Source organism: Candidatus Fukatsuia endosymbiont of Tuberolachnus salignus (assembly GCF_964030845.1).
GTDB classification, from domain to species: Bacteria; Pseudomonadota; Gammaproteobacteria; order Enterobacterales; family Enterobacteriaceae; genus Fukatsuia; species Fukatsuia symbiotica.
Map to the genome: position 1 here is coordinate 2,216,329 of NZ_OZ034983.1, position 16,670 is coordinate 2,232,998.

Consider the following 16,670-nt stretch of genomic DNA (forward strand, 5'->3'; position numbering starts at 1 on the left):
GCTTGAAGTCAAAGCTGTTTTGGCACCGTCATGGACAACGTCTGTTTCCACAAACGGAGATAGGTTCAGCCATATTAGCGAGAGGCTGTTGTGTGCAAATCTCGCCTACTACCCCTGCTTAATGTCACTTTTTCACCAATTCCGTGTAATTGCCTGCTTCCGTTAGGCTGCCAAATTTCTTTCATAATGGCACCATGATCTTCATAAAATGCTTTAAGCTCATGAATATCATGAATGATAGCCCACACTCCTTTGCTGATCGCCGCTAATGGGAAAGGCCCTGCCTCAGCAATCGGCTTTGAAAAACCACGGTCTTCTTTAACCTTTTCTAGTTCATTTTGTAACATATGTGCAATAAAACGAACTTGAGCACCATGTCTAGCGACATTACGTTCTCTATCCTCAAGGGGCCGCTTTTCGTCCACTTCAGCGACGCCTTCGTTGATGAGATTAATTACCCTTTTTTCTTCTTTTTCTGATGGGGTACGCGGTCTTCCTGCTCCTCCCCGGACTAGGATATCATGTGTATCATAATCACCCGTAAAGACTAATCGCCTCCAATTGGGATCTACTGTTAATGCTTTAAGGCTTTCCTCCAGTCTAGACATGTCGATGGGATAAATGCCTTCTTCTACTTTGTTTCCTAAACCGTGATCGCTGGCTAGATAAATACCGATCAACCCCTTCTCTTTATCCCAATGTCCTACACAACCTGTGATACCAACCGCTTTACATTGGTCGTAGATCTTTTGATGAAACGTTTTTGATTCCTTAGGATAGGCTGCTGCAATGGATGAAAGTTTAATTGTTTTTTCCATAATGTCATGCCCTTTGGCTGCCGCTCCTTGTGCTATCTTTTCCAGGGTATCTCTACCTGCTGAGCGAAAAGTGATAGCGATACGATGTTTTATTGAAACTTTGGCTATCGCCTTCATATGTATTTCACTGATAAAGTCACGAGCCACGATTTTTTCAATCTCTGTCTGTTCTAAGTGTTTAGAATTGACTTTTGTTTTCTTTACCGCTGCCGCTTTCATGGGCACTGTTTGTTTTGTACAAAAATGTTCGGATATATTACTGTAATAGCCACTCGAGTTGCTAGAAAAGCTATCATTTCTTTCCTTGAATAATAGCGACTCCGGTATATTCCCAGATGCGATTATCGGTAATTTTTGATCATAGTGAGGATTTCCGTTTCGCATATTATAAGAATTAGTGGAAACGGGTGTTACACCAATAGTCATAAATTATCTCCAAAATTTTAATTAATTTTTTATCTTTTAAAAAATATTGAAATTTTATTTGTGTTAATAATTACTCTGTTTTAAATAAAATATTATCTCAATATTCTAATCCCACATATATACAAAATATATAATAATAATTACATAATGAATACTTTTCTGCTTAAATATAATGAATAACTTGTTTTCATATTATAATTAAAATTAAATTCTTCTTCTATATCCTTAATAATTCATCAATTATTTGATGAATTATTAAAAAATATTGTCATACAGAATCAATTGAATCATTAAGTTTCACAATTTTTATCATGGTTTTTTGTTTATCATAAAATAGCAACATGATTTAATTTAGGGTTATTATAGTCAACCTTCTAGTAATAAATCCTGATGGTAATATGATGACAATGAGAGATTGAGAAGATAATACTGTATACGGGCAAGATGGCAGTCTGATGACATGAGTTGACCACAAAAGCTGTCTGATATTACTAGCAAAAGTTAACGATGAAAAAGAGGAAACCGTCTCTAGATAGTGTCGTCATAAAATCTTGAGCCGTCGAGCAAGGCATTGTATTTGTACAGCAGAGAGAAAAGAGGGGGGGGGGTATTCTTTGCATAACGTGTGGCAATGCCCCGCTAGCGCTTGAGATGTAGAAAAGCATTCTCACAAGATGTCGATGTTTGTAGAGGTCCTTGTCATATTCACGTCGACTTTCCCACAACTCTCCCCGTAAAGACTGACTGCCCATTCAGGATAGTCAATAAACGGATTACGGCTTTTTTGACGTTCATAAATAACTTCAGCCCGGGATAAATTGAGCAATGACTTTGAATTTTACGTTAAAATTAAGTAGTATGTCTGGCATCAATTTGCTTATACCAGGGGGATATCGTGTCAGAATTGTGCCCATGCGGTAGTATATTAAAATATAATGTTTGCTGTGAACCCTATGTAATAGGTGAAAAAATAGCCTCATCGCCCGGAATTTTGATGCGTTCACGCTATAGTGCCTATGTGAAACACAATGTTGATTATTTGATTATCAGTTGGCATCCGGATTGTCATGCAGAAAAATTTCGTGCAATGCTAATGCAATGTGACACTGAATGGCATGGACTGATCGTGATAAAAGAAATGGCAGGATCTCATACCGATGAAGGTTTTGTTGAATTTTGTGCGGGCTTTACTGATAGGAATACTACAAAAACAAGCATGATATATGAATGTTCACGTTTTCTCCGTTTAAAAAAACGCTGGTATTATGTAGATGGTATTTCTAAATACTCCAGGTAGTAAAACAATGACGTGAAATCAGTGACACTGTTGTGACACTTCTCTGGCACTGTATATACCCATTTGACCTGAAGATACTGTTTTTTTGTTTAGAAGAATATATTAAATCGCGCAGTTATACCCATCGGCATTAAAACCACTGGAAAATTTGCTCAACTAGATTAAAAATAAGGTCATGAAAATAAACTCACTGACAGCCTCTCAAAAACAAGATTTGGAACGCCTTAATCGTTACGAACACGATGGCCGTGTTCGAGATCGAATCAAAGCGGTGTTGTTGAAAAATGAAGGCTGGAATAACAAAGCGATTGCCCAAGCATTACGTATTCATGAAGAAACAGTGAGGCAACATGTAACAGATTGGCTTTCAGACGAAAAATTAAAGCCTGAAAATGGCGGCTCGTATAGTAAGTTGAGCGTGCATGAATCTTTATTGCTTGAAAAACACATTGAAAGCACGACTTATAGCCGTGTCATCGATATCTGTGCTTATGTGGAAACCCAATTTGGCGTCTGTTACACCGTATCTGGCATGACAAAATGGCTGAAAGCGCATTGTTTTAGCTATAAGCAGCCCAAAGCGACGCCGGTTAAAGTGGATGTTGCTCAGCAAGAAGCGTTTATCGCGTCTTATTTCACTTTGCTAGAGAGTGGAGTTTCGTGGGGCTATAGCCGAATTTTTTGATAGTACATTGGCAAAAATTGCTCCCTTTCTCAGGGGGCGGAATTAACGATAATTTCCAAACCATCTAATCCAGACCTTCAAGTTGAATGAGTATACACTTGAATCCCTGCTACAAAAATGTTTTCCATCGTAGCTAAACTCAGATAGCGTGAGGGGGGATGATTTTTTTCTCTCCAGTTGACCTTTTGATTTGTGCGCTTCCGAAGGCTGTACTTTCTGTGATTCGGAAAAAGACCAGAGTCCCCTTTTTGCTTCTTTATCTTTCCGGTTATTACCCCATTTGGTCGTTTTTTGAAAACATATATTTTTATAAAAAATATAATGGCCTTCACTGATATCCATTTGATTTGAAGATACTGTTTTTTGTTTAGAAGAATATTATCAATTTTTTATAAAAATCATAATGTTGAGCACTATTAAATAATCTGATTTTTCCAATATTATGGATGATGATGAGTGTATATTGTTTAAAATATACTCATCTAGTAACTATGACATAAAAAATATTTAAATGCGTACCGGAGAAAAAGTGCCCATCGAAAACCTTAATTCTAATTTGCCCCTTAGTCGAAGAACAGCTACAGGTTCGGATAGCAATGAAACATCACATCCACTGCCAGTACCGAGTGCCCCAAACAGTCATGCACAAATGGGAAAAACAAATCAAACCTCAATGAAATATTTAATGACAAAAGAATACCATCAGTTATGGCATAAATGGGCAAATGAAGCTGGAAAAGAAGGCGAAAAACGGCAGGAAGCCCTATTGAAAATGAAAAATTGCTTGGAGAAAAATGATGCAGTCCTCTGGCTCTCTGATCTTAAGCTGAGCTCATTGCCAAACCTACTTCCCCCTAGTATAAAAACACTGAATCTCTTCTATAACAAACTGACATCACTGCCTGATAATTTACCTGTATCTCTGACAATATTAGATGTGTCTGATAATCAACTGATAGCATTGCCTGATAATTTACCTGTATCTCTGACAACATTATGGGTGTTTAATAATCAACTGACATCACTGCCTGATAATTTACCGGCATCTCTGACAACATTAGATGTGTCTGATAATCAACTGACATCACTGCCTGATAATTTACCGGCATCTCTGACAACATTAGATGTGTCTGATAATGAACTGACAGTACTGCCTGATAATTTACCTGTATCTCTGATAATATTATGGGTGTTTGATAATCAACTAACCAGCCTACCTGTGTCCATAACTCGTTTGCCTCAGAGTGGCCACGTTTTCCTTGGAGGTAACCCACTTTCAGAACGAACCCTCCAGGCCCTGTGGAATATCAATACCGACTTAACTTATCAGGGGCCACAGATTTTTGCCAGAAGGAAATAATTCACGACCAATCCGCGCTCTTAATATTCTGGTCAAGTAATTTTGGACACAAATTCAGGGGTTTTATGTCGCTTTATGTTTTTTCATCAGTGGCGCTTGGTAATCATTAACACTATGTAGCCTGACTTGATTGTAATAATGAGTCAGGTAGGGACGTACATCCGCTTAAAAGAGTACTCATCTATTTTACCTAATTACATTGAATCCATTATTTTTTTATAATTTTATAGTATTCATGAGAAATGCTTATTGTTTAATATTCTTACATAAGCAATATTAATAGAATTTAATATTATTTTTTTTCCCTTATCTGTCTCGTTTCAATTTCCAGTTTATGACTCTAAAAAATTACAGATTATAAAATAGTAGTATTTTATTGGATTATTTTCTAATCTGTCACTATCAATATTTTTTTAAAAAATGAACTTGAAAATATTTACAATGCCTTTAAAAATTAATAAGTTATATTAGACATGAAATAATCAAGGTAAATAGATAAATGTTTTTAATTAGTTTTTTTAACTGCAAATGTGGCAGTATAACAGTTGGACTAGCATGAAATGTTAAACAACATTAATGTAACATTATAAATTTTCAGTATTCACTCTTTGACTGAAAACAAGTAATATCGCTGATGTAAGTTTTAAACAAAGAGCGATTAGGTTACTCACTTATTTTGGAGAATTTTTTTGATTAGCGTTCTTCTTGTTGATGACCACGAACTTGTGCGCACAGGGATGCGACGCATTCTTGAAGATACCAGGGGTATCAAAGTTGCAGGTGAAGCGCAATGCGGTGAAGAAGCTGTAAAATGGTGCCGTAGCCATTCAGCAAACATCGTATTAATGGATATGAACATGCCCGGTATCGGTGGGTTAGAAGCGACCCGGAAAATTTTGCGTTTCTCGCCCGATAGTAAAGTAATAATGCTAACTATATATACGGAGAATCCATTGCCAGCGAAAGTTATGCAAGCAGGGGCGAGTGGTTATCTCAGTAAAGGTGCAGCTCCTCAAGATGTAGTCAATGCTATTCGAGCTGTTCACTCAGGCCAGCGCTATATTGCATCAGATATCGCGCAACAAATGGCCTTAAGTCAACTGCAGCCTCCGGTTGAGACCTCGCTTTTTTGTCTTTCGGATCGTGAATTGCAGATTATGCGAATGATAACCAAAGGACAAAAAGTGAATGAAATATCTGAGCAACTTCATCTTAGTCCAAAAACAGTTAATAGCTATCGTTACCGGATGTTCAGCAAGCTTAATATAAATGGCGACGTTGAATTGACTCATTTAGCTATTCGTCATGGATTTTTTAATAAGGAGACTTTGTCAAACGATGAGTAATTGTTTTGATGCAAAAGAGTTTCTAAAAACGGTCACTAGTCAACCCGGCGTCTACCGCATGTATGATGCGATAGGGACGGTGATTTATGTCGGCAAAGCTAAAGACCTAAAAAAACGCCTGACCCATTACTTTCACACCCAGGTAAGCAACCTGAAAACAGAGCATTTGGTTAAAAATATTGTTCAAATTGATGTTACAGTAACACATACCGAAACTGAGGCATTGTTACTGGAACACAATTATATTAAGCGCTATCAGCCACGATATAACGTTTTACTGCGTGATGATAAATCCTACCCATTTATTTTTCTCAGTGCAGACACTCATCCTCGTCTTGCTCTGCATCGTGGAGCAACGCACGAGGAAGGAGAATATTTCGGGCCATTTCCTAATTCTTATGCCGTACGAGAAACATTGGCATTGATGCAAAAGTTGTTCCCCGTGCGGCAATGTGAGAATAGTATTTATCGCAATCGTTCTCGCCCTTGCTTACAGTATCAGATCGGCCGTTGCTCAGCTCCCTGCGTAAAGGGTTTCATCAGTGATGAAGAATATCAACAGCAGGTCAATTATATTCGCTGGTTCCTTACTGGCAAAGACCAGCAAGTGTTAACTCAATTAATCTCCCGTATGGAAGCCGCTAGCCAATTATTACATTTTGAAGAAGCTGCCCGTATTCGTGATCAAATTAAGGTTGTGCGCCAAGTAACGGAAAAACAATTTGTTTCTGGAGATCATCAAGATATTGATGTGATCGGAGTTGCTTTTGATGCGGGCTTAGCCTGCGTTCATGTTTTGTTTATTCGTCAAGGTAAAGTGTTGGGTAGTCGTAGCTACTTTCCTAAAGTACCAAATGGAACGGAGCTAGACGAGGTAATACAGACTTTCATCGGTCAATTTTATCTGCAGGGTAGTCAATTGCGTACTTTACCTGGGGAGATCTTACTGGATTTTAGTTTGTCTGAAAAAGATCTACTTTTGGCGTCGTTGACCAAGGTGACAGGTCGTAAAATTCAGATACAAAGCCATCCGCGTGGCACTCGTTCTCGCTACCTAAAATTGGCGCGCACCAATGCTACGACTGCATTGATGACGTGTTTATCACAACGATCTACTACCCAGAAAAGAATGAAAGAGTTGGCTATCATTTTAAACCTCGAAGTGATAAATCGGATAGAGTGCTTCGATATCAGCCATACGATGGGGGAACAGACAGTAGCCTCTTGTGTCGTTTTCGATGGCAATGGCGCACTACGATCTCAATACAGACGCTATAATATTAGTGCTATTACCCCGGGAGATGATTACGCTGCAATGTCACAAGTATTGATACGACGCTATGATAAAGCGCTGGATGATAAGTACATTCCTGATGTTATCTTTATTGATGGAGGAAAAGGGCAACTCACTCAGGCTATTAATGTATTTTCTTCATTAGATGTTCCTTGGGATAAGCAAAAACCATTGCTGGTGGCTGTTGCAAAGGGGCGTGATCGTAAAGCGGGATTAGAAATGTTATTTTTTGTAAAGCAAAGTGAAGGACAATCGTTACCGCCAGAGTCACCTGCTTTGCATTTGATCCAGCAAATCCGTAATGATTCTCATAATCATGCCATAGTCGGGCACCGGCAACGCCGTTCGAAAGTGAAAAAGACCAGTATATTAGAAACGATTCAAGGTATAGGTGCGAAACGACGTCAAATGTTATTGAAGTATATGGGGGGATTACAACCACTACTTAGTGCCAGCATTGAAGAAATTGCAAGAGTGCCGAGTATTTCACAAACATTGGCTAAAAGAGTCTACGATGCATTGAAACACGGGAGTTAATGTTGCACCATACTCGTCCATTCACCTCGATCAGATTAGCGTAGCACTATGCAATTGAATATACCGACCTGGCTTACTTTGCTTCGTATTGTACTTGTCCCATTTTTCGTTCTGGCATTTTACCTGCCTTTCACGTGGGCACCGATGTTCTGTGCTCTTATCTTTGTGTTTGCCGCAGTGACTGATTGGTTTGATGGTTTTTTAGCCAGGCGTTGGAAACAAACCACTCGTTTCGGGGCGTTTCTTGATCCAGTTGCGGATAAAGTGATGGTGGTTATCGCTCTCATGCTCGTTACAGAGTACTACCATGTTTGGTGGATTACATTACCTGTAGCAATTGTGATTACACGTGAAATTATCATATCTTCATTACGTGAATGGATGGCGGAGATAGGAAAAGGTAGCAGTATGGTTGTTTCTTGGATGGGTAAAATGAAAACAACGGCGCAAATGTTATCATTGGTAGGTTTACTCTGGCGGCCGATACCCATTGTCGAATTTACCAGTATTGTCTTGCTTTACGTTGCTGTGGTGCTGACATTTTGGTCAATGTTTCAATATTTAAATAGGGTATGGAAACATTTATAAGGACTTACACAATTTTTACATAAAATAGGATAGAAATTCTGTAAGGATCATCCGCATACACAGTGGGAAATAATGTTGAAAATATAGCAACAAGCAGTGACTCGCTCTTTATTTGCAAATGGCTATTAATTAAAAGCGAGCACCAATGCTCTTCAGGAGAAAAAAATGACCAGTAAGAGATTGGACAATCACGAATCTGAAAAAATATATGCATAAATAGCAAGATTGATAGCTGAAACGTCAAAAAACAGTGCTGAAACATCAAGGATAAATGCTGAGCTTTCTAAACTACGTTTGGATAGTAAGAAGATGGAGGCAGAAACCACTAAATTCAAGTTACCCTTCCATTCATCCTGCTTTACATTGAGAAAATAATGAACCTGAATTCCTATGATTTAACGCAGGGTGGGCAGGTCGCTTTTATGCGTCTATGTATATTCCTACAAATAAATAATATCATTTTTTATTATATAATCATGTCATTCATGGTCATGACCATAGTGAACTTATTTATTCGAGTCAGTACACAGAATATAATAGACGGTCTGATATATTGGTATTCATGGAGTGTCAATCCATTACTCAAAAATAGCGTCAACCCTACTTGTTATACGCTGAATTATTATGGCAAAAAATTGAATTTTACAACGGATCAGATAATTAATGATGCCCACGATGGCGTGTTCAGTGGTAATACGAATGCCGGAAATCACTTTTTTTTCTTGTTTTTATTTAGGAAACAATGGCGTTTTTCGGGTCGCTTTTTGCAGGAATGATGTGTCACAGTTCTTCATTAAGTTGCTGATTCGTTTTGACCTGTCATTTGTGTCATTGTACACCAATATTGCCGTTGTTTGAGTACCGTTCAACAAGCACAAGCGGATGTATTTCCCCACCTGACTCATTAGACCTCTTCGGAAACTCTCATTTATCTAATTTCCATGTTATAAATTGCTGCAATCAGATTAAATCTTAATCCAAACCGTTTTCGCCTGTTTTGATAACGATCTGATACAATTTTAAATCGTTTAATCATACCAATGACATTTTCGTTTAATACACGCAGGCTTGATAACTTACGATTGTTGCGTTTATCTTCTTGTGTTAAAGGATTTTTCTTTGTCTTTTTCTTAGGCAACGCCGAGTTTGAATGAATCTTGCCAAGCCCTTGGTAACCTGTATCTGTCACTGTTTTGATTTCAGGATGTATTCGCACACCAGACTCCTTGAGCAACCTAAAATCATGACGCCTCCCATTAGTAAATGGTTGTACAGATGACTGCTTTGCTTTTTTTATCGACGAACACTTGGGTTTTTAAGGTGGGTCGTTTCTTTTTTCCTGAGTAAAACTGCTTTTGTTTTTTTTGGACGTTCAATCGGCGTTTCTGTGGCGTCAATAAGAACGAGCTCATACTCCCTATCACTTTTTAATAAAGCTTTGCGTCCAGGTAGGGCAAAATCAGGATGCTTTAATTTTGTAAAAGTTTGAATTTAATCTGACATTTCAATATATTTAATATGAAATGAAGGCGTGTTAGAAATGAATCAAACAGCAAAAATAATCAAACCGAAACTCGGCTTACTTGACCTGGCAAAACAGCTGTGTAATGTTCAGTCAGCGTGTAAAGTCATGGGCTACAGCAGAGACAGTTATTACCGTTTTAAAAAGCTGTATGAGCAGGGAGGTGAGCCAGCCTTGGTGGAAATAAGCCGTAAAAAACCTATCGAAAAAAATCGAGTGGAGCCGCATATATACCCATCGCCATTAAAACCACTGGAAAATTTGCTCAACTAGATTAAAAATAAGGTCATGAAAATAAACTCACTGACAGCCTCTCAAAAACAAGATTTGGAACGCCTTAATCGTTACGAACACGATGGCCGTGTTCGAGATCGAATCAAAGCGGTGTTGTTGAAAAATGAAGGCTGGAATAACAAAGCGATTGCCCAAGCATTACGTATTCATGAAGAAACAGTGAGGCAACATGTAACAGATTGGCTTTCAGACGAAAAATTAAAGCCTGAAAATGGCGGCTCGTATAGTAAGTTGAGCGTGCATGAATCTTTATTGCTTGAAAAACACATTGAAAGCACGACTTATAGCCGTGTCATCGATATCTGTGCTTATGTGGAAACCCAATTTGGCGTCTGTTACACCGTATCTGGCATGACAAAATGGCTGAAAGCGCATTGTTTTAGCTATAAGCAGCCCAAAGCGACGCCGGTTAAAGTGGATGTTGCTCAGCAAGAAGCGTTTATCGCGTCTTATTTCACTTTGCTAGAGAGTGCTCTTAAGAATGAACCGATTGTTTTTATGGATTCAGCCCCTCCAACGATGGCTACTAAAGTGGTCTGCGGTTGGATAAGGAAAGGCAAAGATAAGCCGCTGGTCAAAACAGGGGCAAAAACACGGGTTAATGTCATGGGAGCCATTGAATTGAGCACCATGAAGGTGGTCAGTGCCCGTCCTGAGCAGGTGAATTCAGAAACCACCGTCGCTTTTTTTGAGCAGCTCAAAGCTGCTTATCCTGATGCACAAAAGATACACATTATTTTAGATAATTCTGGCTATCATTGCCGTCAGCGAGTCAAAGACGCCGCATTAGAGAAGGCTATCGTACTCCATTATTTACCCCCTTATAGCCCTAATCTTAATCCCATCGAGCGATTATGGAAGGTCATGAACGAGCGTGTCAGAAACAACCGATTTTTCTCTTCAGCCAAAGAGTTTCGTGGGGCTATAGCCGAATTTTTTGATAGTACATTGGCAAAAATTGCTCCCTTTCTCAGGGGCAGAATTAACGATAATTTCCAAACCATCTAATCCAGACCTTCAAGTTGAATGAGTATATTTGCGATCACGTGGTGTATTTTTTGGTAGAAAAAAGAAAATAATTTCAGAATGTTAATTTAGAACGAACATTTTTGTCAGTTCTTCCACACGACCCCTCTCCAGAGCTCAAATCAGCCTGGCACAGAGGCCGCCATGGGTAATAAAGATACGGTTGTCAGTGAGTTATGTAAGGAGCTAGGCGTTACCCGCGCGACCCTATTCCGATATGTGGGTCCTGATGGTGAATTAAGACGGCATGTTGCGATGAGGTTAAATCAATAAATTCTCAATCTGTTATCAAAATATTTTCAATCTTTATACCGGTATCCCCTAGGGGGTATTGTTATTTGAATCTCGGATAGCTCCAAGCCTTGTTTCATATGGTTTTAGAGGCAGATTGAAAATCTAAACTGGTCAATTACACACGTATCATGACTTACCCCCGTTAACAGGTCTTGTATTAGCAAGTGATAGAGCTGTATTTTTAACTTCTGTAGTAGCCAAGACAGAGGAGGGTTGAGAACTGGCGAGCAGGCGGGCTGGATGTTGAGATAATGTTACGGTTGGAGTCTTGTTTGAGGTATAGGGAATTAACACAAAAATTATCCTTATGATCACTTTTCTTAATTATTTTCCTTGAAAAGATCAATAATTAATTCTTTATCATAATTTATTGTGTCGTAATAAACTTGCAAAAAACGATTATACCCCTTGTCAAACCATGGAGCGTACGGCACAAACGCGAGCGAAAAAAGGAGATCCGACATGCATCACCGAAAATATCATGTTGTCTGGCTACGTAACGATCTTCGCCTGACGGACAATAAGGCCCTGTACACAGCCTGTGATGACCCTGATGCCACGGTCAGCGCCGTGTTTACCGCCACACTGGGGCAATGGCAACAGCATGCGATGTCACTGCGTCAACTGACGTTTATCCATGATCACCTCATTCAAATTAGCAGACAGCTGCAGGCACTTGGGATCACACTGATCTGTCACCTCTGCGATACTTATACGGAGGCGGCGAGATGGTTAGCAGACTACTGCATGAATAATCGGGTAGAGAGGCTTTTTTTCAACCGCCAATATGAAATTAACGAACGCCGCCGTGACCACTTGGTAGCCAAGTTACTGCAAGACAGCGTGAAAATTGTCGTATTTGATGACAGCCTGTTACTACCACCAGATAGCGTTTTGACGCAAAGTGGGGCCATGTACAAAGTTTACACGCCCTTTCGCCAGGCCTACTTGAAAAAACTCCGTTGTGAAAATAATCGTTGCCTCCCTCGTCCGGAGAAAAGATCTTCTGCTCAGGCGCTCGATCCCTTCCCGATTCCCCCGTTTACACCCCATCATGTCGTGCCGAATAAAACCTTTCCGGTGGGCGAGCAGGCCGCACTGAATCGTTTGCGCGTTTTCTGCCGCCAAAAAGTACAGCATTATTCTACCCAACGGGATATTCCTTCCCTGGATGGCACGAGTGGCCTGTCTCCCTATTTGGCGATAGGGGCGTTATCCCCGCGGCAATGTCTCAGTCGTCTGCTAGCGGAATGTCCCCATTTATTTGAAAACACGGTTTCTGGCGCGTTTAGTTGGCTAAATGAACTGATTTGGCGAGAATTTTATCGCCATCTTATCGTCGCCTATCCTTCCCTTTGCCAACATCAGCCTTTTATGGCGTGGACTGATAAAATTATTTGGCATAACAACCCCCAAGCGCTCCTCGCATGGCAGGAAGGTAAGACAGGCTATCCGATTGTCGATGCCGCGATGCGTCAGCTCAATGAAACGGGTTTGATGCACAATCGACTACGGATGATCGCAGCAAGCTTTTTGGTGAAGGATTTACTGATTGATTGGCGTAAAGGTGAGCGTTATTTTATGTCTCAACTGCTTGATGGGGATCTGGCTGCGAATAATGGCGGCTGGCAATGGGCGGCTTCAACGGGAACTGATGCCGCACCCTATTTCCGTATTTTTAATCCTACCCTGCAAGGGAAAAAATATGACCCCACCGGGGCATTTGTCCGCCATTGGCTGCCGGAATTAACAGCGGTGCCAGATCGCTATATTCATACTCCCCACGAATGGGCAACGAAACAGGGTCAACCGCTCGATTATCCGCTTCCCATCGTCGACCATGGAGCCGCGAGGACCCGAACATTAGCCGCCTTCGAACGCGCTAAAAAAATGGCAGGCAACGTCTAAAATTCCATCGAATTGAGGCGTCGAAAAATAATCAGTATGGGAAGCGGGCCAGACTGCCAATCCGGATATAAAGACCTAGCTGTAATAACCTGTAAACAACAACATTTGTGACCAGAATTAACTGGTCTAGTGCTCCAAAACTTGCGCCCTTATATCTTGATTATTAACTTTCAAAGGTTGATGATCCCCAACTGATCATTGGGATGTCACCGGAGAGTTTGTTTGCGCCCTTAGGCTTAAAGCTTGTGCAGTCAGATAAAACCCCGGTGACATATTTATCGTCGCCTGTAAGACCGAACGGTATCTTGTGCTAAGAGCACGTATTTATAAGGAAGGTCGGGGCGATCATTTAATTATCTGTTTTTCATGGGAGAATCAGCCATGGACAAGACCGCAGTGGGTATTGATGTTGCCAAATTAAAATTCGATGTTGCAGTGTGGGTAGAGAGAAAAAAGTATAAAACAAAAGCATTCCCGAATACCCCCTCTGGATTTAGCCAACTACTGAAATGGCTTATCCCTTACGGGGATTGTCATATTTGTCTCGAAGCCACAGGGAGTTACAGTGTTCCACTGGCTATGTTCTTAGTTGATAATGGCATTGACGTCAGCCTAGAAAACCCATCACGTATTCATGCCTTTGGTGAGAGTGAACTGAGTCGGAACAAGACGGATCAGGGGGATGCAAAAATGATAGTGCGCTACTGCGCACTGCATACACCTGTCCTCTGGACTCCTCCTCCCTTGAGCGAACGTCAATTAACCGCGCTAGTACGCCATCTAAAGAGTTTAGAGGAAATGAGGCAAATGCAAGAAAATCGGCAATCAGTGGCTGACGATGTCGTTCAATCCTCACTGCTTGAAATCATTTCTGCACTTAAACAACAAATCCAGGCCACCAAAGAAAAAATAAAAAACCATATCGATAACGATCCTGACTTAAAGAAAAATAAAGCGTTGCTGGAGAGTATTCCTGGTATCGGTGAAATACTAAGTGCCAGTTTGCTGGCGTATGTGGGTAATGTGTCAAAATTCACTAACAGTAAGGCAGTGGTGGCCTATGCCGGGCTTAACCCAAAACTTTGTGAATCAGGTTTATTTAAAGGACGGAGCCGCCTATCAAAACGGGGTCATACCGAGCTCAGGAAAGCGTTGTATATGCCCGCTCTGGCTGCCCTTTCTTGTAATCCGATAGTGAAAGCACAGTGGCAACGACTCGTATCACGCCATAAAGGGGGTAAAATGGGCGTCTGTGCAGCAATGCGCAAATTACTCCAACTGGCGTATGGTGTGCTGAAATCAGGCATCCCATTCGATACAAAAATAGCACTTGCATCATGATGGGCAAGACGGTATCTGACATCTCTCCCTTCAAATTGCAATGTAAATTCCTCGCCTTGTTGAAGTGCGTTAGTTTCTTTTACATTGCCTGGCCTCGTAGTAAGCCAATCCGAACCGATTGTTGGTGGCGCTATTTGATGACGATCGATGAAGTCTGAACGTAATCGTTGTACTCTCCTGGCCGTATCCCCCAACACTTTAATAGAGTCTTTGTTAACACCTGAAATTTTGAATACAACACGGGCTTTATGAAAAGGAAGATTGATATCCTCCGGATCTCTATCGATACGTGCAAAGACCGTCTGGCCGCTCGCTGTTGGTACGGCAACCATGCTACCAATATCTTGTTGAGTAAAATAGCGGTTTGTCTGCCAATAGGTTCCATCTTGTGAAAGGGTGAGACGAAGAGGGATCACAGGTTCATTCAGTGCTCTGGTAAGCAATGCCTGAATGATATTATTAGCCTGTTGCTCAATAAATTGTCCATCTGGCACATTTCCCTGTTGATTAAAATCAGCAGCATGTTGATCCAGAATCTCGTCTAATAAGCGTTGATCGGCTCGCAGGAAAATATAGTCCCTAATGATAGTATAAACACGATCTGCCAAACTCTCGCGTTGTGCCAAACTGGTTAAATTAATTGCATCAACCAATGCCGGTGCTGTTAGCGTTTGTGGTTGCAGGCCCGCGATTATCGCTGCCATTACATAGCTATCTGTAGGAGGCTGTAAAAGCTTGCGAATAACCGCAGCTTTTATGTGAAAGGGTTTTAAAATGACGCTCAATTCTAATCGTTCTGTAATTTGTTGTGCAGCCGGGATGGTGGTGGCAACTACGGGGGAGAGAGGCGCTAAGGGGTTAAATTCAGGGCGATCAGGAAATTGATAGATCGCTTGCCCATAACTTTCTCTGCCTCTTTGTAAAATAGCAATATGGGCAGGTAACCAGGTTAGATAATCACTGGCTGGATTTTGTATGTGCAGTTTTACTATAGTGGTTTTTCCCGTGACGGGTTCAATTGCGGTAACTCTAGCGGCGATTGCAAATTGTACCCCCCCCCCTTTCTTGGTCTAAGAATAAACTTCTGCCCGATTCTAGATGGCTTCTCTTCTTGTCCATTTTCTATCATTTCAATCGGATATGGCGTTGTTAACAAGGGGGGCTGTAATGTTACGCCCGTTAAATGTTCCTCCGGGTTAACACCGGAGAGTTGTAAACGAAATTGTTCATTCTCAAAGAGCACGCGGGCTTCTATGAACTGTCCACTTTGAGTCGGAAAGTTAACCGTGCTACCACTATCTTGTTGCGTGAAACAGCGATTGACTTGCCAGGTACCCTCTTTGTGTACTATTTCCAAGGGGATAAGGGGTTGATTTAGCCATGTTGGGAGTGAGTCAAGAATGATTGTCACTATTCTATCTCTGATAGCGGCCTCATCCCTCGGAGCTCCGTTAAGTTGAGGGATTATCTCTTGCCACTGTGTGGATGTAATACGTGGCAAGATAATATCTTTGAAGATATCGTTAAGTTGGGTTTGCAGGTAATCTTCTATTTCACGCGGGGCGGAGTGAATAGTAGGGATGAATGCCAGCAACTCTTTTACCTGTACGTTATCGGGCAATAAACGGGTGATTATCTCGAGAGTTGAACCGAGCTGTGTCGGGTTTTGCAACATATTGCTAAAAATAGCGAGGAGCCTGGTGTTATTTTCGTCAACACCGGCCATACTGTTTGGCGATGTTGTTGAAGCAGCTGCCAGTGGATTATTACTGTTTCTTCCCTCTGCATTACTTTCTGCAACCAGTTTACTCTTATCCTGTTTTTTTTCTTTTACTTTTATTCCCAAAAAAGAGGTCAGTGTTTTCATTCTTTATTTTTGAATGCATCCCGTTTGCATATTACCTACACAATCTTTCAACCTTCATCCTTATTTA

General features: G+C 40.8%; 11 protein-coding genes and 2 pseudogenes. 10 read left to right on the plus strand and 3 right to left on the minus strand.

The window, feature by feature from the left end:
* Window positions 1-74: 74 nt before the first annotated feature.
* Entirely contained in the window at window positions 75-1,244 is a 1,170-nt protein-coding gene (locus AAHH42_RS10865) for an Insecticial toxin (RefSeq protein WP_342221107.1), read from the minus strand.
* A gap of 895 nt (window positions 1,245-2,139) precedes the next feature.
* Between AAHH42_RS10865 and AAHH42_RS10870 the strand changes: the two genes are divergently transcribed.
* The 6 genes from AAHH42_RS10870 (at window position 2,140) to pgsA (ending at window position 8,351) form a co-directional block, all read left to right on the plus strand.
* Window positions 2,140-2,541 (plus strand): YchJ family metal-binding protein, encoded by a 402-nt coding sequence (locus AAHH42_RS10870; RefSeq protein ID WP_342221108.1) that lies wholly within the window; start codon window positions 2,140-2,142, stop codon window positions 2,539-2,541.
* Between the two features lie 175 nt (window positions 2,542-2,716).
* The gene (locus AAHH42_RS10875; RefSeq protein ID WP_342221109.1) at window positions 2,717-3,226 is read left to right on the plus strand and encodes a helix-turn-helix domain-containing protein; all 510 of its coding nucleotides are present in this window, start codon (window positions 2,717-2,719) and stop codon (window positions 3,224-3,226) included.
* 529 nt (window positions 3,227-3,755) lie between these two features.
* Window positions 3,756-4,586 carry a hypothetical protein gene (locus tag AAHH42_RS10880; RefSeq protein WP_342221110.1) on the plus strand — a complete coding sequence of 277 codons (831 nt, stop codon included), beginning with the start codon at window positions 3,756-3,758 and terminating at the stop codon, window positions 4,584-4,586.
* Window positions 4,587-5,275: 689 nt separating this feature from the next.
* On the plus strand, window positions 5,276-5,932 hold the full coding sequence (uvrY, locus tag AAHH42_RS10885) for a UvrY/SirA/GacA family response regulator transcription factor (protein ID WP_072551130.1): 657 nt from the start codon (window positions 5,276-5,278) through the stop codon (window positions 5,930-5,932).
* Entirely contained in the window at window positions 5,925-7,763 is a 1,839-nt protein-coding gene (gene uvrC, locus AAHH42_RS10890) for an excinuclease ABC subunit UvrC (protein ID WP_342221111.1), read from the plus strand. The genes uvrY and uvrC overlap by 8 nt, the downstream gene beginning before the upstream one ends.
* 48 nt (window positions 7,764-7,811) lie before the next feature.
* Window positions 7,812-8,351 (plus strand): CDP-diacylglycerol--glycerol-3-phosphate 3-phosphatidyltransferase, encoded by a 540-nt coding sequence (gene pgsA / locus AAHH42_RS10895; protein ID WP_342221112.1) that lies wholly within the window; start codon window positions 7,812-7,814, stop codon window positions 8,349-8,351.
* Window positions 8,352-9,279: 928 nt separating this feature from the next.
* On the opposite strand, the pseudogene AAHH42_RS10900 reads toward pgsA, so the two are convergent.
* Window positions 9,280-9,830 (minus strand): annotated as a pseudogene (locus AAHH42_RS10900) (IS5 family transposase); the annotation flags it as partial.
* A 61-nt stretch (window positions 9,831-9,891) separates the two neighbouring features.
* Between AAHH42_RS10900 and AAHH42_RS10905 the strand changes: the two are divergent.
* From AAHH42_RS10905 to AAHH42_RS10925, 4 genes and pseudogenes are all read left to right on the plus strand, one after another.
* Window positions 9,892-10,104: pseudogene (locus tag AAHH42_RS10905) on the plus strand (helix-turn-helix domain-containing protein); the annotation flags it as partial.
* Window positions 10,105-10,161: 57 nt separating this feature from the next.
* On the plus strand, window positions 10,162-11,175 hold the full coding sequence (locus tag AAHH42_RS10910; RefSeq protein ID WP_342221113.1) for an IS630 family transposase: 1,014 nt from the start codon (window positions 10,162-10,164) through the stop codon (window positions 11,173-11,175).
* Between the two features lie 774 nt (window positions 11,176-11,949).
* On the plus strand, window positions 11,950-13,395 hold the full coding sequence (gene phrB / locus AAHH42_RS10920) for a deoxyribodipyrimidine photo-lyase (protein ID WP_342221114.1): 1,446 nt from the start codon (window positions 11,950-11,952) through the stop codon (window positions 13,393-13,395).
* Between the two features lie 366 nt (window positions 13,396-13,761).
* Complete coding sequence (locus AAHH42_RS10925) at window positions 13,762-14,736, plus strand: IS110 family transposase (protein WP_342221038.1); 975 nt, start codon at window positions 13,762-13,764, stop codon at window positions 14,734-14,736.
* 988 nt (window positions 14,737-15,724) lie between these two features.
* Here the strand turns inward: AAHH42_RS10925 and AAHH42_RS10930 are convergent.
* Window positions 15,725-16,603, minus strand: a complete 879-nt coding sequence (locus AAHH42_RS10930) for a hypothetical protein (protein ID WP_342221115.1) — start codon at window positions 16,601-16,603, stop codon at window positions 15,725-15,727.
* Between the last annotated feature and the right edge of the window lie 67 nt (window positions 16,604-16,670).